The sequence below is a fragment of the Streptococcus sp. M334 genome (assembly GCF_000187745.1).
Classification (GTDB): Bacteria; Bacillota; Bacilli; order Lactobacillales; family Streptococcaceae; genus Streptococcus.
The window spans coordinates 827,553-852,056 of record NZ_GL732486.1; the positions used below are offsets into that span (position 1 = coordinate 827,553).

General features: G+C 40.8%; 24 protein-coding genes. All 24 read right to left on the bottom strand.

Annotation, left to right across the window (positions count from 1 at the left end; all coding sequences use genetic code 11):
* On the bottom strand, window positions 1-774 hold a 774-nt coding region (locus tag HMPREF0851_RS16450), incomplete at its 3' end, for a YSIRK-type signal peptide-containing protein (protein WP_000751578.1).
* A gap of 2 nt (window positions 775-776) precedes the next feature.
* A complete protein-coding gene (locus HMPREF0851_RS08490) occupies window positions 777-1,340 on the bottom strand; it encodes a TIGR01440 family protein (protein ID WP_000659518.1) in 564 nt (187 codons plus the stop codon).
* 114 nt (window positions 1,341-1,454) lie between these two features.
* Window positions 1,455-3,146 (bottom strand): sensor histidine kinase, encoded by a 1,692-nt coding sequence (locus HMPREF0851_RS08495; protein WP_000831098.1) that lies wholly within the window; start codon window positions 3,144-3,146, stop codon window positions 1,455-1,457.
* On the bottom strand, window positions 3,143-3,880 hold the full coding sequence (locus tag HMPREF0851_RS08500; RefSeq protein WP_000222632.1) for a response regulator: 738 nt from the start codon (window positions 3,878-3,880) through the stop codon (window positions 3,143-3,145). The genes HMPREF0851_RS08495 and HMPREF0851_RS08500 overlap by 4 nt, the downstream gene beginning before the upstream one ends.
* A 70-nt stretch (window positions 3,881-3,950) precedes the next feature.
* Window positions 3,951-5,063 (bottom strand): peptide-methionine (R)-S-oxide reductase MsrB, encoded by a 1,113-nt coding sequence (gene msrB / locus HMPREF0851_RS08505; RefSeq protein ID WP_000998595.1) that lies wholly within the window; start codon window positions 5,061-5,063, stop codon window positions 3,951-3,953.
* 9 nt (window positions 5,064-5,072) lie between these two features.
* Complete coding sequence (locus tag HMPREF0851_RS08510) at window positions 5,073-5,636, bottom strand: redoxin family protein (RefSeq protein WP_000759244.1); 564 nt, start codon at window positions 5,634-5,636, stop codon at window positions 5,073-5,075.
* A gap of 13 nt (window positions 5,637-5,649) precedes the next feature.
* Entirely contained in the window at window positions 5,650-6,360 is a 711-nt protein-coding gene (gene ccdA2 / locus HMPREF0851_RS08515) for a thiol-disulfide oxidoreductase-associated membrane protein CcdA2 (RefSeq protein ID WP_000368747.1), read from the bottom strand.
* Window positions 6,361-6,524: 164 nt separating this feature from the next.
* On the bottom strand, window positions 6,525-7,073 hold the full coding sequence (locus HMPREF0851_RS08520; protein ID WP_000835669.1) for a GNAT family N-acetyltransferase: 549 nt from the start codon (window positions 7,071-7,073) through the stop codon (window positions 6,525-6,527).
* A 257-nt stretch (window positions 7,074-7,330) separates the two neighbouring features.
* Window positions 7,331-8,155 carry an ammonia-dependent NAD(+) synthetase gene (nadE, locus tag HMPREF0851_RS08525; RefSeq protein ID WP_000058024.1) on the bottom strand — a complete coding sequence of 275 codons (825 nt, stop codon included), beginning with the start codon at window positions 8,153-8,155 and terminating at the stop codon, window positions 7,331-7,333.
* Window positions 8,152-9,612 carry a nicotinate phosphoribosyltransferase gene (locus tag HMPREF0851_RS08530; RefSeq protein WP_000283134.1) on the bottom strand — a complete coding sequence of 487 codons (1,461 nt, stop codon included), beginning with the start codon at window positions 9,610-9,612 and terminating at the stop codon, window positions 8,152-8,154. The genes nadE and HMPREF0851_RS08530 overlap by 4 nt, the downstream gene beginning before the upstream one ends.
* A 115-nt stretch (window positions 9,613-9,727) precedes the next feature.
* A complete protein-coding gene (locus HMPREF0851_RS08535) occupies window positions 9,728-10,216 on the bottom strand; it encodes a DUF6773 family protein (RefSeq protein ID WP_000247410.1) in 489 nt (162 codons plus the stop codon).
* On the bottom strand, window positions 10,206-10,415 hold the full coding sequence (locus HMPREF0851_RS08540; RefSeq protein WP_001107500.1) for a helix-turn-helix transcriptional regulator: 210 nt from the start codon (window positions 10,413-10,415) through the stop codon (window positions 10,206-10,208). The genes HMPREF0851_RS08535 and HMPREF0851_RS08540 overlap by 11 nt, the downstream gene beginning before the upstream one ends.
* A 385-nt stretch (window positions 10,416-10,800) precedes the next feature.
* Window positions 10,801-11,529, bottom strand: a complete 729-nt coding sequence (locus tag HMPREF0851_RS08545) for an ABC transporter permease (protein WP_000773481.1) — start codon at window positions 11,527-11,529, stop codon at window positions 10,801-10,803.
* 15 nt (window positions 11,530-11,544) lie between these two features.
* Entirely contained in the window at window positions 11,545-12,390 is an 846-nt protein-coding gene (locus HMPREF0851_RS08550; RefSeq protein WP_000452050.1) for an ABC transporter ATP-binding protein, read from the bottom strand.
* 383 nt (window positions 12,391-12,773) lie between these two features.
* Window positions 12,774-13,184, bottom strand: a complete 411-nt coding sequence (locus HMPREF0851_RS08555) for a GNAT family N-acetyltransferase (RefSeq protein WP_000273896.1) — start codon at window positions 13,182-13,184, stop codon at window positions 12,774-12,776.
* A gap of 99 nt (window positions 13,185-13,283) precedes the next feature.
* On the bottom strand, window positions 13,284-14,648 hold the full coding sequence (locus HMPREF0851_RS08560) for an amino acid permease (protein ID WP_000095645.1): 1,365 nt from the start codon (window positions 14,646-14,648) through the stop codon (window positions 13,284-13,286).
* A 72-nt stretch (window positions 14,649-14,720) separates the two neighbouring features.
* Window positions 14,721-15,203 (bottom strand): transcription elongation factor GreA, encoded by a 483-nt coding sequence (greA, locus tag HMPREF0851_RS08565; protein WP_000818769.1) that lies wholly within the window; start codon window positions 15,201-15,203, stop codon window positions 14,721-14,723.
* Window positions 15,204-15,263: 60 nt separating this feature from the next.
* Window positions 15,264-16,937, bottom strand: a complete 1,674-nt coding sequence (mltG, locus tag HMPREF0851_RS08570) for an endolytic transglycosylase MltG (RefSeq protein ID WP_001291440.1) — start codon at window positions 16,935-16,937, stop codon at window positions 15,264-15,266.
* A 177-nt stretch (window positions 16,938-17,114) separates the two neighbouring features.
* Window positions 17,115-17,663, bottom strand: coding sequence for a GNAT family N-acetyltransferase (locus HMPREF0851_RS08575; protein ID WP_000405746.1), 549 nt, complete (start codon window positions 17,661-17,663; stop codon window positions 17,115-17,117).
* A complete protein-coding gene (locus HMPREF0851_RS08580) occupies window positions 17,639-18,127 on the bottom strand; it encodes a GNAT family N-acetyltransferase (RefSeq protein WP_000405298.1) in 489 nt (162 codons plus the stop codon). Before HMPREF0851_RS08580 ends, HMPREF0851_RS08575 begins: the two co-directional genes overlap by 25 nt.
* Window positions 18,128-18,136: 9 nt before the next feature.
* Complete coding sequence (gene murC, locus HMPREF0851_RS08585; protein ID WP_001127119.1) at window positions 18,137-19,471, bottom strand: UDP-N-acetylmuramate--L-alanine ligase; 1,335 nt, start codon at window positions 19,469-19,471, stop codon at window positions 18,137-18,139.
* Between the two features lie 10 nt (window positions 19,472-19,481).
* On the bottom strand, window positions 19,482-20,099 hold the full coding sequence (locus HMPREF0851_RS08590; RefSeq protein ID WP_001206457.1) for a hypothetical protein: 618 nt from the start codon (window positions 20,097-20,099) through the stop codon (window positions 19,482-19,484).
* A 47-nt stretch (window positions 20,100-20,146) separates the two neighbouring features.
* On the bottom strand, window positions 20,147-23,245 hold the full coding sequence (locus HMPREF0851_RS08595) for a DEAD/DEAH box helicase (RefSeq protein WP_001096272.1): 3,099 nt from the start codon (window positions 23,243-23,245) through the stop codon (window positions 20,147-20,149).
* Window positions 23,246-23,337: 92 nt separating this feature from the next.
* The gene (locus HMPREF0851_RS08600) at window positions 23,338-24,504 is read right to left on the bottom strand and encodes a MalY/PatB family protein (protein WP_000521358.1); all 1,167 of its coding nucleotides are present in this window, start codon (window positions 24,502-24,504) and stop codon (window positions 23,338-23,340) included.

Below are 24,504 nucleotides of genomic sequence, written 5' to 3' on the forward strand. Positions count from 1 at the left end.
CTCTTTGCCTGGTTCCTGGGTACCTTTGGCTTCAACCTTTCCTGTATATGCTGCTTGTGGATCTTGAACTAAGGATTCGCCCTCTTTGCCTGGTTCCTGGGTACCTTTGGCTTCAACCTTGCCAGTATATTCTGCTTGTGGATCTTGAACTAACGACTCACCTTTTTTACTGCTTGTATTGGTCTTAGACTTTGATTCTTTAAAGTAACCAACATACTCATATCCTTCGATATAAATAACGCCTTCAGCCAAGCCCTCATGTGTAGAGGCTGAAATAGTTTGGTTATAAGAAAGCAATTCTTTATTCTCAAATGCAAAGGCAGTAAAAGGTACAAAATTGCTGACTCCAATAGAGCTGATTAACAGAACCCCAAGTACTTTACTACGGTGTTTCTTGGAAACTAATAAAACCGCTATCGAGGCCGTTGCCAAGCCAAGACCTGCCAAGGCTAGCTCCTTACTTCCTGTATAAGGAAGTTGTTGACTGGTAGTCACTTTCTTGCGATAAACTACATAAATAATATCTTCATCTTGAAATTCTGTTGGAACCTCATGATGAATCAGGGCTTTTTCAGACTCGGTCAATTCCTGCTCCGCTAAATAACGATAATGAACGTTATGAGCACCACCGACTTCATTGGCTTGAACCTTGTCTACTGAAAGGGTACCAGCACCAAAAAGGACGGCCCCGATGGCTACAGGACCTACCCCAACAGTTAGCTTACGAATCGAATATTTTGTGATTTTTTCTAGTTGTTGTTTTGTTTTTTTCATTCTCACGACTTTCTGATAGAATCTTGTGGATAGTGCGCACGCGCACCTCCAATTAATTTTGGACGACTAGCCAGTGCCGTTATGTGGGCATGGCCAATTTCTCTCAAAAGAGGGCGAATCGGAACCTGAACATGCTTGACATGCATACCAATTGCAGTATCTCCGATATCCAATCCAGCATGAGCCTTGATAAATTCAACCTCAACTGGATCTTGCATAAACTTGAAGGCTGCTAACTGACCTGAACCTCCTGCATGAAGGGTAGGAAGGACACTGACCATTTCCAGACCAAACTGCTCTGCAACCTGACGTTCAACAACGAGGGCTCGATTGACATGTTCACAACCTTGAACAGCTAGATGAATTCCTTTTTCCTCTAAGATATCTAGGATGGTCTTCACAATGATTTCGCCAATTTCTTGGCTGGATTCCTTGCCAATCTGACCACCTATCACTTCACTAGAAGAAAGGCCCAAAACAAAGATGGATCCTTGCTTCAAATTGGCCTTTTCCAATACATCTTTTACAATCTGGCTTGTTTCTCTTTGAATGTCTTTTTCCTTCATACTTAATACCTCTTTTGTCATTATCTATCATATCGTTTTTTCTACGTTTTAGCAAGATAGACAACCTAGAAAGCTTGCCCAATTACGCATAAAACTCCCAAAATTGACTGGGAGTTAGCTAGTTTCTATTCTATTTATGTATATTTTAACTGTCGTTCCTTTTTTGAGGGCAGAATCAATCTTCATCTGGTAATGTTCTCCAAAATGAAGTTTGAGCCGTTGGTCAACATTTTGAAGGCCAACTCCTCCACGCTTGAGTTGACTTTGACTACTATCGCCAGCAGCTTGGAAACCAACGCCATCATCCTCAATACGGATAACCAATCCTGAATCCTGTTTCTGGACAGAAACTCTAATATGTCCCTGACCTTCCTTTTCCTTAATGCCATGGTACAGGGCATTCTCTACTAAGGGTTGTAGGACCAGCTTGGGCAAGACTAGCTTATCAAAGGCAGGATTTTCATTAATCTCATATTCCAGCTTATCTCCATAACGTTGTTTCTGGATAAAGAGATACTGGCGGACATGATTGATTTCGTCGGGCAAGGAAATCAAGTCCTTGCCTTGATTGAGCGCCAAGCGGAAATAGGTCGCCAAGGACTTGGTCACTTGAACCACTCTCTGACTATCCTGAAATTCAGCCATCCAAATGATGGTGTCCAAGGTATTATAGAGGAAATGCGGATTAATCTGGCTTGATAAAGCTTGAAGTTGGTACTGACGGGTCGTTTCTTCCTGCCTGCGAATAGCTGCCATCAACTGATCAATCTGATCCAACATGGCATTGAACTGGCGAGTCACCTCTCTCAGTTCATAGGCACCAGCCTCCTTGGCACGAAGATTCTGACCACCAGAAGCAATCTCCAGCATGATTTCTCTCAAGTCATTCAGAGGAGCAATCCAGCGTTTAAGACTAAACCACACCAAGCAGAGACAGGCAAGAAGAGATGTGAAACTGGCTCCAAGCAAGGTCCACATGAGTTGACTCCGAACCTGGTCTAACTTCTCCAACGAAGACACACCAAGCACCGTCCAATCAGTTCCAGCAATCCTTTCCTGACTGACGTAGGATTTGTGGTCTGGAGTATAACCCTGCCCTGTCTCAATGTAAGGTTTCATAGCCTCCATTTCGCTAGACGAACTATAAACCGTGTGTTGAGGATGGTAAACAAATTCATGGTTTTCATTGATGATAAAGGCAAAGCCCTGCTGCCCCAACTGGAGTTGGTTAAGATAGGCTTCCAGAGTTTCATAAGAAATATCCAAACGAAGCACGCCCAGATTAGCTCCCTTTGCATCAACAAGTTCTTGAGTGACAGAAATGACCCACTGACTATCTGATCTACGAGCTGGGGTCAAAACTGGCATGGCTCCCTGATGAATAGCCTTTTGGTACCAATCCTCAGCCATCATATCAGAGGAAGTTTTCATCTGCACACTGTCATCTGTAGAAATAATCTGACCAGATTTAGTCACCAGCACAACAGTTTTCAAGTCCTGGTCTGCCTTCAAGATAGTCAAAAACAGATTTCGGATTCCCTTTACTCTGTCTTGACTGGGATTCTCAGCATAGGCTAGGCCATCCGTCTGCTGGGTCAAACTAGTCGAGGTAGTTTCTAATTTTTTGATATAAGACTGGATAAAGTGGCTAGTTTGGCTAATAGTCGTTTGGCTATTACTCTCAATGCTAGCCTCAATGGCCGAGGAACTAGATTGATAGTAGAAAGTCCCCACCACAGCTAGGAGAATGAGAAAAACCAGAAAGATGGAAATAACCATTCTGACTAGGAGAGAAGAACGTTTCATCGACCTTCCCCCTTCTTAAACTGACGAGGCGTCACACCCGCGATCTGTTTAAAGCGTTGGGTAAAATAGTTCATATCTTCAAAACCAACCTTTTCGGCTATCTCATAAATCTTTAAATTCGTGGTCAGAAGCAAGAGCTTGGCTTGTTTGACACGTTCTCTCACCAGATAATCCTGAAAAGGGAGACCCAACTCTTTCTTAATCAAAGAACTCAGATAAGTCGGGCTAAAGCCCAAGTCACTGGCCAAGCTCTTTAAACTAAATTGACTATCAGCTAGATGAGACTGGATTTTCTGGGCCATATTTCCTTCAAACTTATCGGTTAATAAATCTTGTAACTGCTCTTCTTTCTCTTCCTTGTCTAGTTTTTGCTTTATTTTCCCCAACATTTCCTCAATATCCTGACGAGAAAAGGGTTTAAGCAGATAGTCATCCACACCAAGTTTGATAGCAGACAAGGCATAATCAAAATCATCGTAGCCCGTTAAAAAGACCAGATGAACCTGAGGATAGGTTTCTCGGACCAGACTGGCCAACTGGATACCATTTAGCTGGGGCATGTTGATATCAGTTAAAACAATGTCTGGCACCTGCTTTTGAATCAGCTCCCAAGCCTGCCTTCCATTTTCAGCCTGACCAATGATTTCCATATCGTAGGCTGCTACATTGACCAGCTTGGTCAAGCCTTGTCTTACCAGATACTCATCTTCTACGATTAAGATTGTGTAGGTCATGCTTCTCTCCTTTGTCACTTACTAGTATCAGTATAGCAAAATTCTCCTCTAACTGCTTAAGAAAGGTAACTTAATCGACATAATCTAGTAAATAAGCGTAGCCTTTTTCTTCCATTTGGTCTTTAGGAATAAAGCGGATAGAAAGACTATTGATACAGTAGCGTAAGCCCCCCTTGTCCTGTGGACCGTCCGTAAAGACATGGCCAAGGTGAGAATCTCCCACTCGACTTCTTACTTCCATACGCGTCATATTGTAGGACTTATCTTCCTTGTAAGTGGCAACATCGGGACTGATTGGTTGGGTGAAACTAGGCCAGCCACAACCAGACTCGAACTTGTCTTTTGATGAAAAGAGGGGTTCGCCAGTTGCCACATCGACATAGATACCGGATTCGAATTTATCCCAGTAGCGGTTTGAAAAAGCTCGTTCTGTTTGATTTTTCTGAGTGACTGCATACTCCTCAGGTGATAAGGTCTTTTTCAATTCCTCATCACTTGGTTTTGGATATTTGCTGGCATCGATGACAGGATAGGTCGCCTGATTGACATTGATATGGCAGTAGCCATTTGGATTTTTCTTGAGATAGTCTTGGTGGTAATCCTCAGCCACTACAAAATTCTGCAAGGCCTCCTTTTCAACTGCTAGAGGTTGATCGTATTTCTTAGCAACTTCATCAAAAACTTGGTTAATCACCTCTAAATCCTTGTCATCTGTGTAATAAACACCCGTACGGTACTGGGTTCCCACATCATTTCCTTGTTTATTTTTGCTGATTGGATTGATAATGCGGAAATAATGAAGCAGGATTTCCTTGAGGGAAATTTGATTGGCATCATAAGTAACATGGACAGTCTCCGCATGACCTGTTTGGTTAATCAATTCGTACTTAGTTGTTTCCCCTCTACCATTTGCATAACCTGATACGGCATCTGTCACACCGGGAACGCGTGAGAAATATTCCTCAACTCCCCAGAAACAACCTCCAGCCAGATAAATGTCGTGCAAGTCTGCATCTTTACTCACTTTTGTTTTTTTCACTGTTTTTCCTCCTTGGCTAACTGATGCCTTCTCAATTTGCGAGCTATCTGTCTGCCCTGCATTTCGCATCAATAGAAAATAGAAACCGGTTATGGCTAGGAAAAAGATTCCTGTCAAGACAAACAATTTTACTTTATCATTCATGGTCTTTCTCTACCCCACTTCTTTCAATGTTTTTAAAATCATATTCTTATCCATAAAGCCTGGTTGCGTTTTGACCAGCTTGCCTTCCTTGTCTATAAAGGCTTGAGTTGGGTAAGAACGAACGCCATAACTTTCCAAAAGTTTTCCTGATGAGTCAATTAGAACTGGGAAATTTTTATAATCCAAACCCTTGTACCAGTTCTTAAAGTCTGCTTCAGCTTGTTCACCCTTGTGTCCAGGAGACACCACTGTCAAGACCACAAAATCATCACCAGCATCCTTAGCAATTTCATCTGTATCTGGAAGGCTAGCTAGACAGATGGAACACCAAGAAGCCCAGAATTTGAGATAGATTTTCTTACCCTTATAATCAGACAAGCGGTAGGTCTTGCCATCTACTCCTGTCAATTCAAAATCAGCAACTGCCTGACCTTTAGTCGCAGTTTGCGAACTGACTTGTTCTGTTTTGGTTTGCTCCTTCATAGTAGATTCGTCTGACATATTTTTAGCCGAACAGGCTGCCAAACAACAGATTGAGCCTATTCCAAGGAGACATGTTTGCCATTTTTTCATTTCTTCTTCCTCTCTATTCAAATAATGTAGTCAAAATGGAAGCATTTCCCAAAAGCACCAAGATTCCCATCACGATAATGAGGAAACCACCTACTTTTTTGAGGGTTCCGAGGTAGGGATGAAGTTTTCGGAAATGTTTCAAAACATAGCTGGAGGCAAGAGCTAGAAGCAAGAATGGTAGTGCTAGACCCAGCGTATAGATTAACATGAGACCAGCTCCCTGCCAAGCTCCTGAACCACCTGAAGCAGCTAAAGCCAAAACAGAGCCCAGAACCGGTCCCACACAAGGCGTCCAAGCAAAACTAAAGGTTAATCCCAGTAAAAATGCCTGACTATAGCCCTTACCCTTTTGCCCCTGCCTCTGTAATTGTAGCCTTCTTTCCTTGTAAAGTCCCTGAAAATGTAAGACTTCCATCTGGTGTAAGCCCAAGAGAATGATAACCGCACCCGTCACATACTGAAACCAAGAAGCATAAAGCAAATTGCCTAAAAAACCAGCTCCATAGCCTAGTAAAATAAAAACAAAGGAAATCCCTATTATAAAAGCTAGAGTTCGCAATAAACTGACAAGTGAGATTGAAAATTTGCCACTAGAAGCCTGAGCACCATCTTTGTCATCCAGTAAGACTCCTGCATAGACCGGTAACAAAGGTAAAATACAAGGAGAAAAGAAGGAAAGAATTCCAGCAAGAAAAACACTGATAAAAAAGATAATATTATCCATTGCCTTCCTCCATTCTTTGATTTGATAGGACTATTATAGCCCCAAAACTCCAGAAAAAACAGGGACAATGATAGGGAAAAATAGGAATTTAATCAGGTTATTTAGAATTCTTGCACAAAAAAGCCAGACAAGGTCTGACTTTAATAGAAACAGAAAAAAACTCACTAGTCTTCCCTACTTATCTGATAATAAATAAGATCTGCAAGATAACCTTTTCTCTCTACACCATTGGTAATGGTTTTTAAATAGGACATTCCAGCCTTCTCCATAACACGACCTGAAGCTGGATTGAGACTGACATATCGTGCTCTAACTTTTTGAAAGCCTGCTTGAGTAAAACAAAAATCTAAGACAGTTTTTAAGGCCTCTGTCATCATCCCAAGTCCCCAGTAAGCCTTGCCTAAAACATAGCCAATTTCACAAGAAGAATCGTTCTCATCCATTTCAACGATGCTGATATCTCCTATCACTTGCTCAGGATTTTCTTTGAGACAAATAGCCCATTTGTAATAGTTGGGATTTGTATAGGAGGCAACCCAGTTACGAATCGAATTTCTAGTCACCTCGACATCAGGATGGGGATCCCAGGTGACATAGGTCAGATTCTCAGCGGATGAAGCCCAATTCTGAAACATGGCTTCTGCATCACTTTCCACAAATCTTCGCAAGGTTAAACGCTCTGTCTGTAATATTTGTGTACCAATAGATTTCATGATGCTACCTCACTTTCTGATAGATAATTCTCTGTCCAATCTCCATTGAAACTTGTTTTGCTGTTGAATTTCAAGGCTCAAGCTAAAAAGGTCCCCCGGACCTTCTTCGCTTTCTCATTTCTAGGCTCAGGGTAAAAACCTCCACTGGAGGTTTTTCTTGCTTTTTAATTTCAGGGCAAGAAGCTAAAAAGGTCCCCCGGACCTTCTCTCACTTTCTTATTTCAAGGTGAGAGGCTGAAAACCTCCACTGGAGGTTTTCACTCCCAAAAGTCATCAAATACGGTAATTGGTAGGTGGCGTTTGTGTTGGCCTTTGTGCCACCAGTTTTCGATAGTCGCTTGGGCTTCTGGGCTAATTTTTTTGCATTCTAGGTAGTCGTCAATCTCTTCATAAGTTACTCCGAGAGCTACTTCGTCAGCCAAACCTGGTTTGTCTTCTTCTAGGTCTGCTGTTGGGATTTTTTCATAAAGGGCTGGGTCTGCACCAAGTTCCTGCAAGAGTTGTTTTCCTTGACGTTTATTAAGACGGAAAAGGGGTAAAATATCCGCACCACCGTCACCAAACTTGGTAAAGAAACCTGTGATATTTTCCGCAGCGTGGTCTGTTCCAATGACCGCTCCGCTATGGGAACCTGCAAGGGCATACTGAGCAATCATACGGCAACGTGCCTTGATATTCCCCTTGTTGAAGTCTGAAACAGGGCTTCCTGTCGCTTCAACCGCTGCTGTCATGGCATCAGCTGATTCCTTGATATTAACGACTAAACTGATGTCTGGCTGGATGAAGGCTAGGGCTTTTTGAGCATCTGCTTCATCGGCTTGTACTCCATAAGGCAGGCGGACAGCAATAAATTTGTAACTATCGTCGCCCGTCTCTGCTCGCAGTTCTTCCATAGCTAATTGGGCCAATCGACCTGCTAAGGTTGAGTCTTGTCCCCCAGAAATCCCTAGTACAAAGGTCTTTAGGAAGGGATGTTTTTTCAGGTATCTTTTTAAGAAATCAATAGAACGACGGATTTCTTCCTGGGCATCAATCACTGGTTTCACGCCCAGCTCTTGGATAATCGTTTCTTGCAAACTCATTCTTCTTCTCCTTCACCGAGGGCTTCCTTGCGCATTTTGTCAATCAAGTCCATCTTATCTTGCCATACATCACGCGCCAAATCCACTGGATAGTGCTGCGGATTGAGCACGCGCTTGTACTCATCCCAAAGCTTGTCAAATTCCTTACGAGCATAGTCCTGAATCTCAGTCAAGCTAAGCAGGTTGTAAATCAATTTTCCGTCTTTGAAGATATCCACCAAGAGAGGCACGGCATCAAAATTACGAACGGTCTTCTTGATGTAGGTATAGGTCGGATGGAACATCTTGATTTCTGTCATGCTGGCAACATCCACACCATCATAAGTGATGTAATCACCCTCTGACTTGCCTTTTTCACGACTGGTAATGCGCCACACCTGCTTCTTACCTGGCGTAGATACTTTTTCCGCATTATTAGACAGCTTGATGGTATTGCGCATCTGGCCATTTTCATCTTCAATTGCAACAATCTTGTAAACTGCACCAAGAGCTGGCTGGTCATAGGCTGTAATCAGCTTGGTACCCACACCCCAGACATCAATCTTAGCCTTTTGCATCTTGAGGTTGAGGATAGTATTTTCGTCCAAATCATTAGAAGCATAAATCTTAGCCTCTGTAAATCCAGCTTGGTCTAGTTGCTGACGGACTTTCTTGGAAATGTAGGCAATATCCCCAGAGTCAATCCGCACACCCATAAAGTTAATCTTGTCACCCAGCTCACGAGCCACCTGAATGGCCGCTGGTACACCGATACGAAGGGTGTCATAGGTATCCACAAGGAAGACACAATTTTTGTGAGTCGCAGCGTAAGCCTTGAAAGCCTCATAGTCATTGCCATAAACCTGTACCAAGGCATGGGCATGGGTTCCCAAGACAGGAATGTCAAAGAGTTTACCAGCACGCACGTTGCTAGTTCCATTGGCGCCACCAATCACCGCTGCGCGTGTTCCCCAGATAGCTGCATCCATTTCTTGCGCCCGACGTGTCCCAAACTCCATCAAGGGTTCATCTTCAATAACCGAACGAATACGAGCTGCCTTAGTCGCCACCAAGGTCTGGTAGTTGACGATGTTCAAAAGAGCCGTTTCGACCAATTGACATTGGGCTAGAGGGCCTTCCACCTGCACAATCGGTTCATTAGCAAAAACCAAGTCCCCTTCTTGGGCAGAACGAACGGTCAACTCCAACTTGAAATTGCGAAGGTAGTCCAAGAATGCTCCATGATAGCCAAGCGACTCCAAATAAGCAATATCACTATCTGAAAAACGCAAGTCTTCAAGATAGCTCACAATTCTTTCCAAACCAGCAAAAACCGCATAGCCATTCTTAAAAGGCTGTTGGCGGAAATACACCTCAAAGACCGCCTTTTTATTGTGAATCCCTTGGTCAAAGTAAACCTGCATCATGTTGATCTGGTACAAGTCCGTGTGCAATGTCAAACTATCATCTGGATACATACTTTTCCTACTTCCTTAACTAGAAACCCATGAAAATTTTTAAGAACTTTCATGTATTCCAATAAATTAGTACTATTATATCACATTTTATCTGGATTGAGAAAAGAGTAACAAGCTATTCACAACTCTCCAGTTCATCCATGTCTTGTTCAAATTTTTTCTGCGCCCATTCGCCATAGCTCTTCAGGCCAAGATTGCCAATAAAGACCCAGGGAAGGTAAATGACATAAGTAATTGCCCAAGCAGACAGGTATTTAAGGTTTAAAGGATTGTGCTGATAAACTTCTATGTTGAATTGATAATTCTGTAACATCAAAAGAGCCGTAATAGCCAAGGTTAGGAAAAAACAACCCAAAATCGTAAAATGAAAACGACTATAGTAGGTCACTCCCAGATAACGGGCACGATTGAAAAAGAAGAAAATTCCTACTATCAGAGTATAGACTAGAAAATTCGGATTAAAAAGAGATGGAGCCAACACTGCCACCAAATAGCTTAGAAGTACAAGCACAATAAAGAGTGAAAAAGACTCTGCCCCAGCTTTATTAATTAGTTGTTCTTCTCTTTCGTCAAGTAATTGATAATGAATGAATTTATTTACCATCTTCTTCCTCCCAAAATAGTTGGTCTAGGGTTTTCCCTAAACATCTGCAAATGGACTGGCAGAGCGAGAGACTGGGATTATATTTTCCAGCCTCTATCAAACCAATAGTCTGGCGCGTCACCCCGACAGCCTCTGCCAGTTGACCTTGTGTTAAATCAAGCTCCACACGAGCTAATTTTAATTTTAAATTTTTAGCCACCTGCGTCCTCCTTATAGTTTTAATACTCATCTACTCTTAAAAAATCCAAAACCAACACAAGCTGTCAGCTATTTATTATAACCTCATTAATTAGCACTCCAATATTATCTTCAGCCTAAAATCAGTATGTTGGATTGTTTGAAATAAACTTCCTAGTTTGCTATTTGATTTTTTGTTTAGTATTAGCTTTAGTAGGGGCTTTTAAACGAATTTTGATTGCTTGTATTTCTTGTTTAGTTTAGTTGCTTTCATATCACTATTATATAATGCTTTTGGAAATGAGTCTAGCATAAGACAAAAACGTGTACACAACAAGAGCAGGAGCATAGCAAGATGACTGATTTTTTTGCTGGATTTGCAGTCTGCAAAATAATGCTAAATAAAACTAAAATGAATACTCCTTGCTTTTCTTGAGAGTGAAAAAATACAATAAAATGATTGTAGTGATTACCACAAGATACTGACTAATAGACATCGTATTTGAAGCCACAAATACAGGTAAGGAATAAAAAGGAAGAAGTTCAATTGCTTTGATAAACAAATCATTACTAGTATTCATCATAATCGTATTTAATATATTAGGGATAAAAAGTAGTAAAGCTACTAAAATACCAAATACCAAGCCACTTTTCAATTTGTATAAATATAAAATGTAAGATAATAGAAAATAAAATAGGACTAACAAAATTGTATTGACTAAAATGGCTACTATAAAATCTAATCCTAAATCACCTGGAACACCCAATTTACTTACGATGACTAGTAACACAATACCATTCAAAGCATAGATAATGGAAACTGAGATGGCATATAGAAAATTGGACAAGAGGTAAATCATCCGATTTTTCTGTTGATTATAAAACAAACTGATCGTATTGTGGGAAAAATCCCTGCTAATAATTCGGTTAGCATGTATAACAGCCATTAACATACCGAGCATAGCATAAAAATTTGAAATATGCTTAATACCAAGTGATGTCCCTTGAGTCTTTAGAATAAAGAATGTAACCAGTATCGGCGGTATAAACGAGATAATCAAACCGAGATATATTACGCCTGATGAATATAAATCTCTTATATTTTCCTTAAGAAAATTCAATTTATTTAATTTCATGATTATATCCTTCCTCTATTTTGAACGATTTAGATAAATATCTTTAAGCGTCTCTTTTTTAGTTTCAAAATCAACTACTTTAATAGAGTTTTCGTTAAAAAATTTAAAAAGCTCACTACTTTGAATATTCCCAGACATAGTAATTTTCAGTCCCTCTTCCTGAACAATATCCCCAAATTCTTGTTTGGTAATGAAAATGTCTCTATCTGTAGCTGATGAAAAAGCTATCTCAAACAAGCAATTATGACTATCTTTTCCTACTTTTTGGAATGTCAAAAGCCCGTTCTCCAAGAAAAGGACTCTCTCACAAATTTCTTCAATATCTTCTAATTTATGACTCGATATTAAAATTCCCACATTTTCATGTAAAGCTAAGTTTTTTAGAACCTCTAAAACTATTTGTGATGATTCAATATCTAAACCATTAGTCGGTTCATCTAAGATCAATATATCAGGTTCCGTAACAAGAGTTAGAAGCAAAGCTAATTTTTGTTTTGTACCCAAAGAATAAGTCTTTACTTTTTTATTAATAGACTGAGTCAAATCTAACTCTTGAATCAAACTTCCAAATCTTTCTTGATTGTAGTCAACACCATATAAATTTGACAAATATTTTAAATTCTCTAAACCTGTTTTAGATAAAAATAATTTTGGTTCTTCGATTAAATACCCAACATTATCACTACTTATAATATTCCCTGAAGTCGGTTGATTATTCTGAACAAGAATTTTCATCAATGTACTCTTGCCAACTCCGTTTCTCCCTACTAGACCAACAATTTCACCCTTATTAAGTGCAAAATTTATATCTTTGAGAATGATTGAATGACCATAATGCTTACTTACATTTATAACTTCCATTTTTTATTCCTCCATTAATATTCATGGTTTTCTATTTGATTCTCATTAATTTTAAAAAGTTGCGCCTCTTTTTAACAACATTATACCATATATCTAACTTAATGCAATATATAAATGTCATTTTGTAAAATTTTATTAACAAAAAACTCTCTACCATAAAATAATAGAGAGTTTTCTGCTTATTCAATTTTTTTCAAAACATCTACAGCATCGTAGGATTTCACATCTAATGTCTCAGCTGCGATTGTATTGTCCTCCATATCGTCTAGAAAGACTCAATTTCTAGGTTATAACTGGTATTTATCGAAAAACTCCTTAAACGTTACCCATAGCCACCATCATACCTCCATACTTATATAAAGCCCCTCTTTGCTTTATTCTCCTTACAAATCCTTTTGGTAATAAAATCTTTTCCCTGTGTAAGGATAGTCTTGCAAGGTAAAGACTTCCTTGTAGCCATGCCTTTTATAAAAATCTGGAGCTTGAAACTGGTAAGTATTGACAAAAGCAAAACGACAGTTTCGATTCTTAGCTTCACTTTCAGCCTGCTGTAATAGTCTTGAACCGATTCCTTGCCCTCTCAGTTCCTCTTTTACAAATAGATACTCGATTTCTAGCCAATTTCCAAAAGTCTCTGCTATCAAACCTGCCAAGAGATCGCCCTTTTCATCTTCGACATAAAGATTAAGTGGCTCACTTTCAGCCTCTTCTCTTTTTGAACGGTTATAAACACGAATCAAATTCCCTATTTCTTGTGATTTATGGGATTCCTTATTTTCCAATCTAAAGTACATCTAAACCTCCTCGAAAACTGATACAGCTTGATTATAGTCCTATTTCCAAAGACTGTCAAACTAGAAAAACCCATCAACCTGAGTTGATGAGTCTTTAATCTATTTTCTAAATTTCCACTGACTGTAAATCCCAAAACCGATAATCCAGATAGCTGATCCAATTGCTCCTACAAATGTAGACTCTTGTAGAAAGAGAGTTACAAAAACAAAGGCAAAGAAGAGCATGGTTAAAGGATTTAAGAAACGATAATGGGGCATAAGGTAGCCATCCGCCATAAAGTCTGGTGACTTGCGGTATTTAAGGTGAGCCACCATAATCAAGATATAAATGGCGATATAGACACCTGATGATGATGCTGTAATCAAGGCAAAGGCATCGGAAACACCTGGCAAGATATTAATGAAGGCTGCTAGGGCTATCAAAACCGCTGAAGCAATGATAGCGTTTTGTGGCACGTTGTGGCGAGAAAGGGTATCTGCCTTGATAGCCTTTAAGAATGGATTTGGCGAATCATGAGCAATCTGGTACAAATGACGCCCTGTTGAATAAAGGGTTGAGTTAAGAGCAGATGCTGCTGAGGTCAAAACAACGAAGTTAATCAAGGCTGCTGCCCACTTGATACCTGCTAATTCAAATACTGTAACAAAAGGAGAATCAGCCGATGCAAGTTCACGCCAAGGAATGATAGCCATAATGGCTAAGAGGGCACCACCGTAGAAAAAGGCAATACGCAAAGGAATTTCCTTAACGGCTTTTGGCAAGACTTGACGTGGATTTTTGGTTTCAGAAGTTGTGACCCCGATAAACTCAATCATGAGGTAGGCAAAGAATACCATCTGGAAGGCCATGACAAAGTTGATTCCCCCATTTGGGAAGAGGGAGAAATTGTCGGCGATATTAGCCAAACTTGCGGCTCCATGAGGTGTCTTAAAGCCTGTCAAGACCATAAAGACTCCTGTAGCAATCATGGCTAAAATAGCCACAATCTTGACCATAGCAAACCAAAACTCAACTTCCCCAAAGAGCTTCACCGCAATCAGATTGACCAAGGCTAGAATGGTCAAAAATCCAATCTCAATCATCCAACTTGGCCAGCTAGGAAACCAAAACTGAACATAGTGAGAGATGGCTGTGATTTCCGCCATACCGATAAAGACAACGGATAGCCAGTAGGACCAAACCGAGAAATAACCCCAGCCCTTACCCAAATGGCGCGTGATAAAGTTGATAAAGGTATGTTGCTCAGGATCTTGATAGAGCATTTCCCCAACCGCTCTCATCATAAGGAACATGAAAGCTCCAGTAATCATATAAATCAATACAATGGAAGGACCTGTTAGGCTGATAGAGCGACCTGCCCCCAAAAAGAGTCCTGTTCCGATTGTTCCAGCAATGGCCATAACCTGCACGTGACGATTAGTCAGACCACGCTCCATCTTATTTTTTTTCTTCTTTGAACTCATATCGTCTCCAATTCTTTTTAAACCTAAAAGGGAGCAAGTAGGGTGTTTCCCTCCTTCTACTCCCTTTAATCATTAGGCTGTTTTTTCAACCTTTAAGATTTTTACATCATAGCTACCCACAGGTGTTTCAACAGTTGCTGTATCACCTGTTTTCTTACCAATCAAGGCTTGTCCAATCGGACTTTCATTTGAAACCTTACCTGCAAAGGCATCTGCACCCGCTGAACCTACGATAATATAAACTTCTTCTTCGTCCTCACCAATTTCTTGGATAGTCACTGTTTTACCAATCGCTACTTCATCTTGGGCAACTGAGTCGCTATTGACGATTTCAGCATAGCGGATTTTTGTTTCCAAACTAGAGATTTGTCCTTCGACAAAGGCTTGTTCATCCTTAGCTGCTTCATACTCACTATTTTCAGAAAGGTCACCGTATGAACGGGCAATCTTAATGCGTTCTACCACTTCTGGGCGGCGGACCAATTTCAATTCTTCTAATTCTTTTTCAAGTTTTTCCTTTTCCTCAAGGGTCATAGGATATGTTTTTTCTGCCATTTTTCTCAACTTTCTTTCGATAGTATTGAATCTCTATCTGAGATTCTCATGTTTGTTGTCTTAGTTTGAACTACTATTTTGAGTAAGCTTGCTATTGACGTGTTCAGCTACATTGCGATCATGTTCTTCCTGATTAGCTGCGTAATAGACTTTTCCATCTGTAACATTGGCTACAAAGTAGAGGTTCTCACTCTTGGTTTGGTTGATACTTGCTTCAATCGCGTCCTGACTTGGACTATCCACTGGACCAGGCATCAAACCAGATTTTGTATAAACATTGTATGGTGAATTAATTGATGTATCAATTCCAGCATCGTCTGCTAGGCTAATATTTTGACCGAGTTTGCCTTGGGCATACAAGATTGCAATATTGCTTTGAAGGGGCATACCAAGGTTCAAGCGATTGTAGAAAACACCTGCAATCAACTTACGGTCTTCAGTCTTAGCACCTTCTTTTTCAACAAGAGAAGCAATAGTTAACAATTCATTGACTGTCAAGTTTTTAGACTTAATTGTACTATAGTGTGGAGTCAAGGTCTTATCCATAGCTGCCAACATCTCATCAATTAAGCTTTCAATAGTTGTGCTTTCTTTGATAGAGTATGTCGCTGGGAAAAGATAACCCTCCAAACGGTAACGAGCTCCACTTTCTTTTGTCGGTAAGCTTTCGAGTAGGTTTGGATATTTAGCAACTTCTTGACTGATAAAGTTGTCATCTTGAACTTTAGCCAAGAAAGCATCCGCAGTTAAAGGCTCTTTAAATTCACCTTTTAATTGACCTACAGCTTGGGCGATTTGCTCAATTGTATATCCCTCTGGAATAGTCAAATCTGCAAGTGACGGTTCTTGAGGTTCAGCTGTACCACCTTTTTGTAGTTCCTTGATGATATCCTCTGTACTCATGCTCTTTTGCAAATTATAATATCCAGCCTTCAAATCTGAATAATTCTTATATTTTGCATAGAAAGCAAAAATCACTCCATGTTTAATCACACCAGAATGTTCAAGAGTTGATCCAATCTCTTGGACATTGGATCCTTCTGGGATTTGAACGGTTACATACTGCTTAGAATTAGCGTCAACTGGTAATAAAGATGACTGGACATACTGATAACCGAAGTAACCACCTGCCGAAATCAAGGCAAGGAAAATCAATAGAGAAATGAAGAAGGCCTTCAAATGTGATTTTTTCTTCTTAATAGGTTTAACTGTCTCACGACGACTACGACGTGGAGTTTCAGATATCCCTTCTACAACTTTCTTTTCCACTACTGGTTTTGAAGCAGGAACTTCTCTTTTTATCTCTCTCTGACCTTCTGTCTTATAAGAAACAGCTACCCTCGTTGGGATTTCATTAAATTCCTTTTCTACTTTTCTAGGAATAACAGGTTCTGGTCTTGGTACACTCTCATCTACTGGTGAAGCAGGAACTTCTTGACTTGGATGACTAGGAACTGCTGGAGCATCTTGACTTGGGTGGCTATGAGCCACTGGAGCATCTTGACTTGGGTGGGTAGGCACGGTAGGAGCTTTTCTCATAATCTCCTCTACAGCTGATAGAGAATCTTCCATTAGCTCTTCTATCGACTGGTCATTTTTAGAAGAAAATTGGGGTTTTATTGAAGCTAAATTAACTTCCTCCTGATCTTCTTCAGATTTTTTGACACGTTCTAAATCACGTAAAATCTGCTCTTTAAAGCTTAATTTTTCGTCTTCTCTTGGCTTTTCACTCAAAAGTTTATCCTCCTCGTTGACAATCCATAATATTATATCTTAAAAACGAAAGAAAAGCAACCTAGCATGCTTTTCTGGCTTATTTTTTATACTCAATGAAAATCAAAGAGCAAACTAGGAAGCTAGCCGCAGGTTGCTCAAAACACTGTTTTGAGGTTGTAGATAAGACTGACGAAGTCAGTCACATATATACGGTAAGGCGACGCTGACGTGGTTTGAATTTGATTTTCGAAGAGTATTAGCTTCCCAAACCATATCATACCAGGTTTCCCCTGCAAAGGTTGACTGGGACAGACCTTCATTGACAAATCCATGCTTTTCATAGTAGACAATGAGATAGTCATGACAGGTTAGGTTAATACCTTCTCTTTCGTGTTCAAGAGCCAGTCCTTTCAAGGCTGTTAGTAATTTCTGACCCAGTCCTATGCCCTGTGCCTCCTTGGCAATGGAAAGACAGGTCACAGAGATATAACCACCAGGCTCATGACTATGGTCTTCTATCTCTTCTGTAAAAGACTGGTCTTGCAGATGGCGGTGTGGTCCAACTGGTCCCTCTATATAACCAATCATCTTACCCTCTTTTTCTGCAACCAGAAAAGAGGTCTGAATTTCTCGCAAATGCGCTTCAAACACTGAGCGAGGAATGGCTTCTTCAACCGAGAAATTTTCTAGTTCAATCTCAACGATACGATCCAAATCTTCTAATCTTGCTTTCCTAATTTCCATTTTGCCTCCAGATAAAAGGGATTAAACCAAATCATACTAAAACCTTGACTAGCTGCATAAAGCGAATCTGTCTCTTCTTCATCAATAAAACCGTTCATTTCAAAATAGGAAAGCAGCTCATCAGGACTCTTCAAACGAATCCCTTTGTAATCCTGCTCAACTGCCACCTCTTTCAAAGCCGCAAGAAGAAGCGTTCCCAAGCCCTGTCTCTGATGGTCAGTATCAATGACTAAAGAACGAATTTCTAGACATTTCGGATTGTGTGGGTAAGGACCACCTAGAACATAGCCCAGAAGCTGATTTTCATCCCTAGCTAGAAGAAAGGTATCCGCAGACTTACGGATACTTTCTTCTAAAATATGGGAAGTCAGCTGCTTGTCAGCTGGAAAAGATGAGGCCTGAAGTGCCTCTATCTCAACTAAATCCGACTTACTTGCCTGAATAATCTTAATTGGAATTTCCATGAGAACTTCCTATTGAACATTGCTTGTCAAATTAGACAAGAGACGCTCAAATGAGTATTCGTAGGTTTGGATGTCTCCTGCACCCATAAAGACATAAACAGCATTATCATGATCTAGGAGTGGCGAAACATTTTCAACAGTGATAACTTGGTGTTTTTTGTTGATTTTATTAGCTAGGTCTTCTACCTTAACATCGCCATGGTCCACTTCACGAGCAGAGCCATAAATTTGCGCTAGGTAAACAGCATCCGCTTGGTTCAAAGCATGGGCAAATTCGTCCAACAAGGCAATGGTTCTTGTAAAGGTATGCGGTTGGAAGACTGCTACAATTTCCTTGCTTGGGTATTTCTGACGAGCCGCATCCAAGGTCGCAATAATTTCTGTTGGATGGTGGGCAAAGTCATCAATAATCACCGTGTCATTGACAATTTTCTCAGTGAAACGACGCTTAACACCGGCAAATGTTTTCAGGTGTTCACGTACCAAGTTCAAATCAAATCCTGCTGTGTAAAGAAGACCAATAACGGCTGTCGCATTCATGATATTGTGACGACCAAAGGTTGGAATATGGAATTGCCCTAATTCTTGACCACGGAAATGAACTGTGAAGGTTGAACCAGTTGTTGAACGAAGAAGATCACTAGCGACAAAGTCATTACCTTCTGCTTCAAAACCATAATAATAAATTGGTGCATCAGACATAATCTTACGCAATTCAGCATCTTCACCGTAGATAAACAAACCTTTGGTAATTTGTTTAGCATAGTCGTTAAAGGCATTGAAAACATCCTCTAGACTTGTGAAATAGTCTGGATGGTCAAAGTCAATGTTGGTGATGATAGAATATTCTGGGTGGTAAGGCATGAAGTGACGCTCATATTCGTCAGATTCGAAGACAAAATATTTGGCATTGGCTGAACCACGACCAGTCCCGTCTCCAATCAAGAAGCTAGTATCTGTAATGTGAGACAAGACATGAGACAACATACCCGTTGTTGAAGTTTTTCCATGCGCTCCAGCAACTCCCATGCTAACAAAGTCACGCATAAAGCTACCTAGGAACTCATGGTAGCGTTTGTAGCTAATTCCATTTTGATCCGCATAGGCAATTTCGACGTTGTTATCTGGACGAAAGGCATTTCCAGCGATAATTTCCATGTCACCGTCTAGATTCTTTTCATCAAAAGGAAGAATGGTAATTCCTGCCTGCTCAAGACCACGTTGAGTAAAGTAGTATTTTTCAACATCTGATCCTTGAACCTTGTGCCCCATTTGGTGCAACATCAAGGCCAAGGCACTCATCCCTGATCCCTTAATTCCGATAAAATGATATGTCTTTGGCATGTTTTCTCCCCTATTCTGTAATTCTGGTCAGATTCAACTCTTGGGCAACCCGACGTTCTTGTTCTTTTTGTTGATTCTTTTTATTGTAGATTTGGCTCTTCTTCAAAAAATCATAGTTGTTTTTCTTTTGTCCTGAAGTTTCTTTTGGCTCAGCTTGAGTCGAAATATTGCTAACTTCTTCCGCCAAGATGTAATGAGACTGGGTCAATTTTTGACTATATTTGACAAATTCACCAGGATTTTCCTTTTGGAAAGGCGCAGTAGGTTGATTGCCCTGTCTAACCAAATTTGGCTGAGGATGGCGTCTTGTAGGAGTAATATCCTTAGTCAGATAACTTGCTGAGCGTTTCTTTTTCAAATCCGCACGCGCTTCTTCACGCGCCACCTCCGCATAGCTCTTTCCTTCTTTTTTTACTCCTAAGCCAGCCTTCTTAGGTTTCTCTACTGGCTTTTCAATCTGTTTTACTGGTTTTTCTTCAGTAATAGGGGCCCACTCCAGATAATTCTTATCACGGTATTCTCCCTTGATATTACTGATAAAGTCAGATTCATCATAGAGGTCCATAACCGGCATCTCAGTCAGCATAACCTCATCATCTGACACCAATGGAAATCGTTCTTCTCTCATTTTCTATTTCCTTTCAACACTTCATTATAGCGTATTGTCTTGATTTTTCAAGTGCTGACTTCAGAAATTCCCAAAATTTCTCTAATTTCTGCCAGGGTCAGACTGCCACGTGACTCTGTGCCGTCCAATACTTGTGACACCAGATGTTTCTTCTGTTCTTGGAGTTCCTGAATTTTTTCTTCAATGGTTCCCTTGGTCACTAAGCGATAGACCTCAACCGTTTCTTCCTGACCCATCCGATGGGCACGGCCAATAGCTTGCGCTTCCACCGCAGGATTCCACCAAAGGTCAACCAAAATAACCGTATCAGCACCTGTCAGATTCAGACCGACACCACCAGCCTTGAGGGAAATCAGAAAGGCATCTCTTTCCCCTTGGTTAAAGGCTTTGGTCATGTCTTGTCTTTCCTTGGCTGGGGTTGAACCCGTAATTTTAAAGGATGTCATACCCAAGTCTGGCAGTTCTTGTTCTATTTTCTCCAACATTCCCTTGAACTGCGAGAAAATCAAGACACGGTGTCCGCCGTCTGCCACCTGGACCAGCAGGTCTCGAAGACTATCCAGTTTACCACTGGCTCCCTGATAATCCTCCATAAAGAGGGCAGGAGTGTCACAGATTTGACGCAAGCGCATCAGACCAGACAAGATTTCCACCCGACTTCGCTGGAATTCCTGATCTGACACTTGAGACAGACGGTCTCGCATCTGTTGCAACTGGGCTAGGTAAATAACCTTTTGCTGGTCTTCCAGTTCATTTTTATAAACCACTTCAATCAAGTCTGGCAATTCGGTCAGAACTTCTTCTTTCTTGCGTCGCATCACGAAAGGCTTGATAAACTGAGCTACGCGCTCAGCTGGCAATTTCATAAATTCTTTCTTGCTTGGCAAAAGTCCTGACATGACGATTTGGAAAATAGACCACAACTCACCTAGATGGTTTTCAATAGGAGTTCCTGACAAGGCAAAAACTGACGGCACCACAAATTGTCTCAAGGTCTGGGCAATCTTAGTCTGGGCGTTTTTCATGACCTGAGCTTCATCTAAGAAAAGGAAGTCAAAGGCCATTCCCTGATAAAGCTCACTGTCCTGACGGAAGGTAGCATAGCTCGTCACATAGATTTGATGGCTTTCAGTAAGAATCTCTTCACGACTAGCTTTCAAACCATGAACAACAGCCACATCCAACTGTGGGGCAAATTTCTGAAACTCATCTGCCCAGTTGTAAATCAAACCTGACGGAGCCAGAATCAAAACCCGACTTTCTTTTGTCACTTGACTGGTCAAAAAAGCAATGGTCTGAAGGGTTTTTCCCAATCCCATATCATCAGCTAAAATCCCACCAAAACCATAATGATGGAGCATCTGCAACCAGCCGATTCCCTTTTCCTGATAGTCTCGCAAGTCAGCCCGAACCTGAGTTGCTTGCAAAGGAAAGTCCTCTGGATGCGTCAAATCGTGGGCCAAATTCTGGAATTCTTGTGAAAAAGAAACACGGTCACGCCCTTCAAAGAGATGAGCTAAACTATAAGCCAAGGATTTTCGAGTCTGCAAGGCACCATCTTTTAATTCAAACTGCCCCAGTTCCTGTAGATTTTGGCGAATTTTCTTGGTTTCTTCATCGAAAAAGTAGACTTGATTAGACGAATCAATGTAAAAATCTTGATTGGCAACCAAGGCCTGCATTGCTTGGTCAATTTCCTCCTGGGCAATATCTTGAAAATCAAACTGGATTTCCAAGAGACCTCCCTTGGAAGCAATCTGTACTTGAGGGCTTGCTAGATTATAGAGTTCTTCTAACTTGTCTGATAAATCAACATTTCCGAGTTTTTCAAAGACTGGAATGATTTCATGGAAGAAATGATAAACAGACTCTGCTTTTAAGGCCTGACGCCAAGATTGAAAATCTGCTTCAAAACCAGCTGCCAAACAGACTTGGAAAACTCTTTCTTCTAAGTCAGCATCACTCGAAAAAGGTAATTCTTCTAGCTCTTGTCGGCTAGATACCTGTCTATTTCCATAATCAAACTGAATCTCTAAACGAATCCGATTGTCCTCTTCCCTGTCAAAGTAAAAAGAGGGCGCAAAGGATTTAATTTGTAAACGTTCAGGAGCTGAAACAGTACCCATCTGGCTAAAAAGAGTTAGACAGGAAGCCAACTTATCGCGGTCACTGCTATCAAATTGCAGATATTTCTTTCCATCTTGATCCAAAGGCAGCGCTTTGATTTCCTTGAGAAGACTCATCTGCTGGTCTGTTAGAAAATAAACCTGACCTTTATGGAAAAGCATAGCTCCCTGATAAAAGACATTGACCCTATGACTCTCACTGATTTCCATTTCAAAATAATCCAAGTATTCTGTTACTGTAAAGGCAAATAGATTGGCATCCGCATGCAAATCCTGAAAAAGTAGGGTTTGGTAGCTATCCACTTGATGGTCAAATTGAAAATGGGGCAAGGCCATCAGTAAATCCACACCCTGCTCAAAAAAGGTCAGAGGAAAAAAGAGGTGCCGACCTTGGTTTTGGAAAAAAAGCTCTGGAGCCAGTCCTTCCTCCATTAGTCCGCGTAAGAAAGTCAGAAGCTCTTGACTTTCCTCATTAAAGGCTTCCCAAGACAGAGACTCCTCATAAGTTTTACCAATCATATAAGGTTTTCTCTTCTCGACGACTTTTAAAAAGAGTGGAATATCCCGAATGACGTAGTATTTTTGGCTATTGATTTGCCCGATTCTCAGGGTCCACAAGATACGATTGCTTCCTGCTTCCACCTGACCCAAAGCTGACAACTCATAGGCTCGGTCTGATTTTGGAGATAAGATTCGTTCCAAAAATTTTCCACCCAAGGTCACCTTGGTTTCAACAGCCTCTTTTTCTTCATGACCTTCTTCCAGACCCTGCAAAATGTCCTGACCACGCTCATCATTTTTCAGAAAATGCTCTAGCGCAGCCAAATGCACACAGTAGCCCCTCTTTTGGAAAAAATCGCAGGCACAAAAAACCAAATCATCCTCTAAACTATAGCGCAGTTCTTCTTCTGCAACGCGAGCGTAGAGCCGATTGTTCTTTTCCTTGATAATGTCAACCTTACCAGTTTCATAAAGGGCAACGCCTTCGATACGGACTTTCCCCGGAATCAATTTAGCCATATTTTCACCTTTACCTTATCTTTTTATTATACCATATTTTCCCCTATGAAAATAGCCTTCTAGAGATACTTTTCTCCTAGAAGGCTGGATTTTTAAAGTTTAGCAAAAGTCGTCACAATCCGCTGACAAACTTCTTGCAGCAGGGATTTAGGCATGGCTATATTGAGGCGGGCATGGAGACTTCCTTCCTCTCCAAAATCCAAACCACGGTTGAGGATAACCTTGGCTTCATTTCTCAACAACTCTTGCAATGTTTCATCAGTCAGATCATAGGCTGAAAAATCAAGCCAAATCAAGTAGGTTCCTTGCGGCTTCATGACCTTGATTTTAGTTTCTTTTCCAAATAAATCCACCACATAATTGATATGATCTTCAAAGACTTGCTTGAGTTCCTCTAACCAATCCTTCCCATAGCGATAAGCAGCTTCTGTCGTCAAATAACCCAAGCCTGAAATCTCATGCTGATTATTGGCCAACTGGCGTTTCTGGTAAGCCAGTCTCAACTTAGGATTTTCAATGACGGCATAGGAATTTTTTGTTCCAGCGATGTTAAAGGTTTTAGTGGCACTGCTCAAGACAATCGCAAATTCTTTAAAGGCAGGATTGATGGTATTAAAAGACTGGTGTTTGTGACCAAAGAGGGCCAAATCTTGGTGAATCTCATCCGAAACCAAGAAAACACCGTGTTTTTGGCAGAGTTGCCCAATTTTTTCCAACACTTCTTTTTCCCACACACGTCCACCAGGATTGTGAGGGTTGCAAAGAATATAGAGTTTGACATCCTCTTCCACCAAATCCTTCTCCAGTTGGTCAAAGTCAATCTCAAACAAACCATCCTTTTCCACCAAAGAATTGGTAATCAATCTACGATTATTCAACTTGACACTGCGAGCAAAGGGTGGATAGACAGGTGTGTTAATCAAAACCGCCTCGCCTTCTTTTGTGAAAGCTTGAATAGCTGTTGAGATGGCTGGAACTACACCCTCGATAAAGACAAGATCCTCTTTGTCAAAGTGGTAACCGTGTTGTGTGGCTTCCCACTTTTGAACTTCCTTAATTAACTCTTCACTGGCATAGGTATAGCCATAAACCAGTTGATCCGCATAAGTTTGCACGGCTTGGCGGATTTCAGGCAAGACCACAAAGTCCATATCCGCTATCCAAGCTGGTAAGACTTCGCTATCCGTTTCTGCCTCTTTCCATTTATAGGTATGGTGACCTAAACGATTGGGCAGGCTTGTAAAATCATATTTTCCCAT

Excerpts from the sequence above, each read along its gene's own strand:
- HMPREF0851_RS08490 (WP_000659518.1), bottom strand. The coding sequence starts at position 1,340 with ATGAAGGAAAAAGACATTCAAAGAGAAACAAGCCAGATTGTAAAAGAT.
- HMPREF0851_RS08495 (WP_000831098.1), bottom strand. The coding sequence starts at position 3,146 with ATGAAACGTTCTTCTCTCCTAGTCAGAATGGTTATTTCCATCTTTCTG.
- HMPREF0851_RS08500 (WP_000222632.1), bottom strand. The coding sequence starts at position 3,880 with ATGACCTACACAATCTTAATCGTAGAAGATGAGTATCTGGTAAGACAA.
- msrB (WP_000998595.1), bottom strand. The coding sequence starts at position 5,063 with ATGAATGATAAAGTAAAATTGTTTGTCTTGACAGGAATCTTTTTCCTA.
- HMPREF0851_RS08510 (WP_000759244.1), bottom strand. The coding sequence starts at position 5,636 with ATGAAAAAATGGCAAACATGTCTCCTTGGAATAGGCTCAATCTGTTGT.
- ccdA2 (WP_000368747.1), bottom strand. The coding sequence starts at position 6,360 with ATGGATAATATTATCTTTTTTATCAGTGTTTTTCTTGCTGGAATTCTT.
- HMPREF0851_RS08520 (WP_000835669.1), bottom strand. The coding sequence starts at position 7,073 with ATGAAATCTATTGGTACACAAATATTACAGACAGAGCGTTTAACCTTG.
- nadE (WP_000058024.1), bottom strand. The coding sequence starts at position 8,155 with ATGAGTTTGCAAGAAACGATTATCCAAGAGCTGGGCGTGAAACCAGTG.
- HMPREF0851_RS08530 (WP_000283134.1), bottom strand. The coding sequence starts at position 9,612 with ATGTATCCAGATGATAGTTTGACATTGCACACGGACTTGTACCAGATC.
- HMPREF0851_RS08535 (WP_000247410.1), bottom strand. The coding sequence starts at position 10,216 with ATGGTAAATAAATTCATTCATTATCAATTACTTGACGAAAGAGAAGAA.
- HMPREF0851_RS08545 (WP_000773481.1), bottom strand. The coding sequence starts at position 11,529 with ATGAAATTAAATAAATTGAATTTTCTTAAGGAAAATATAAGAGATTTA.
- HMPREF0851_RS08550 (WP_000452050.1), bottom strand. The coding sequence starts at position 12,390 with ATGGAAGTTATAAATGTAAGTAAGCATTATGGTCATTCAATCATTCTC.
- HMPREF0851_RS08555 (WP_000273896.1), bottom strand. The coding sequence starts at position 13,184 with ATGTACTTTAGATTGGAAAATAAGGAATCCCATAAATCACAAGAAATA.
- HMPREF0851_RS08560 (WP_000095645.1), bottom strand. The coding sequence starts at position 14,648 with ATGAGTTCAAAGAAGAAAAAAAATAAGATGGAGCGTGGTCTGACTAAT.
- greA (WP_000818769.1), bottom strand. The coding sequence starts at position 15,203 with ATGGCAGAAAAAACATATCCTATGACCCTTGAGGAAAAGGAAAAACTT.
- HMPREF0851_RS08575 (WP_000405746.1), bottom strand. The coding sequence starts at position 17,663 with ATGGAAATTAGGAAAGCAAGATTAGAAGATTTGGATCGTATCGTTGAG.
- HMPREF0851_RS08580 (WP_000405298.1), bottom strand. The coding sequence starts at position 18,127 with ATGGAAATTCCAATTAAGATTATTCAGGCAAGTAAGTCGGATTTAGTT.
- murC (WP_001127119.1), bottom strand. The coding sequence starts at position 19,471 with ATGCCAAAGACATATCATTTTATCGGAATTAAGGGATCAGGGATGAGT.
- HMPREF0851_RS08590 (WP_001206457.1), bottom strand. The coding sequence starts at position 20,099 with ATGAGAGAAGAACGATTTCCATTGGTGTCAGATGATGAGGTTATGCTG.
- HMPREF0851_RS08595 (WP_001096272.1), bottom strand. The coding sequence starts at position 23,245 with ATGGCTAAATTGATTCCGGGGAAAGTCCGTATCGAAGGCGTTGCCCTT.
- HMPREF0851_RS08600 (WP_000521358.1), bottom strand. The coding sequence starts at position 24,504 with ATGGGAAAATATGATTTTACAAGCCTGCCCAATCGTTTAGGTCACCAT.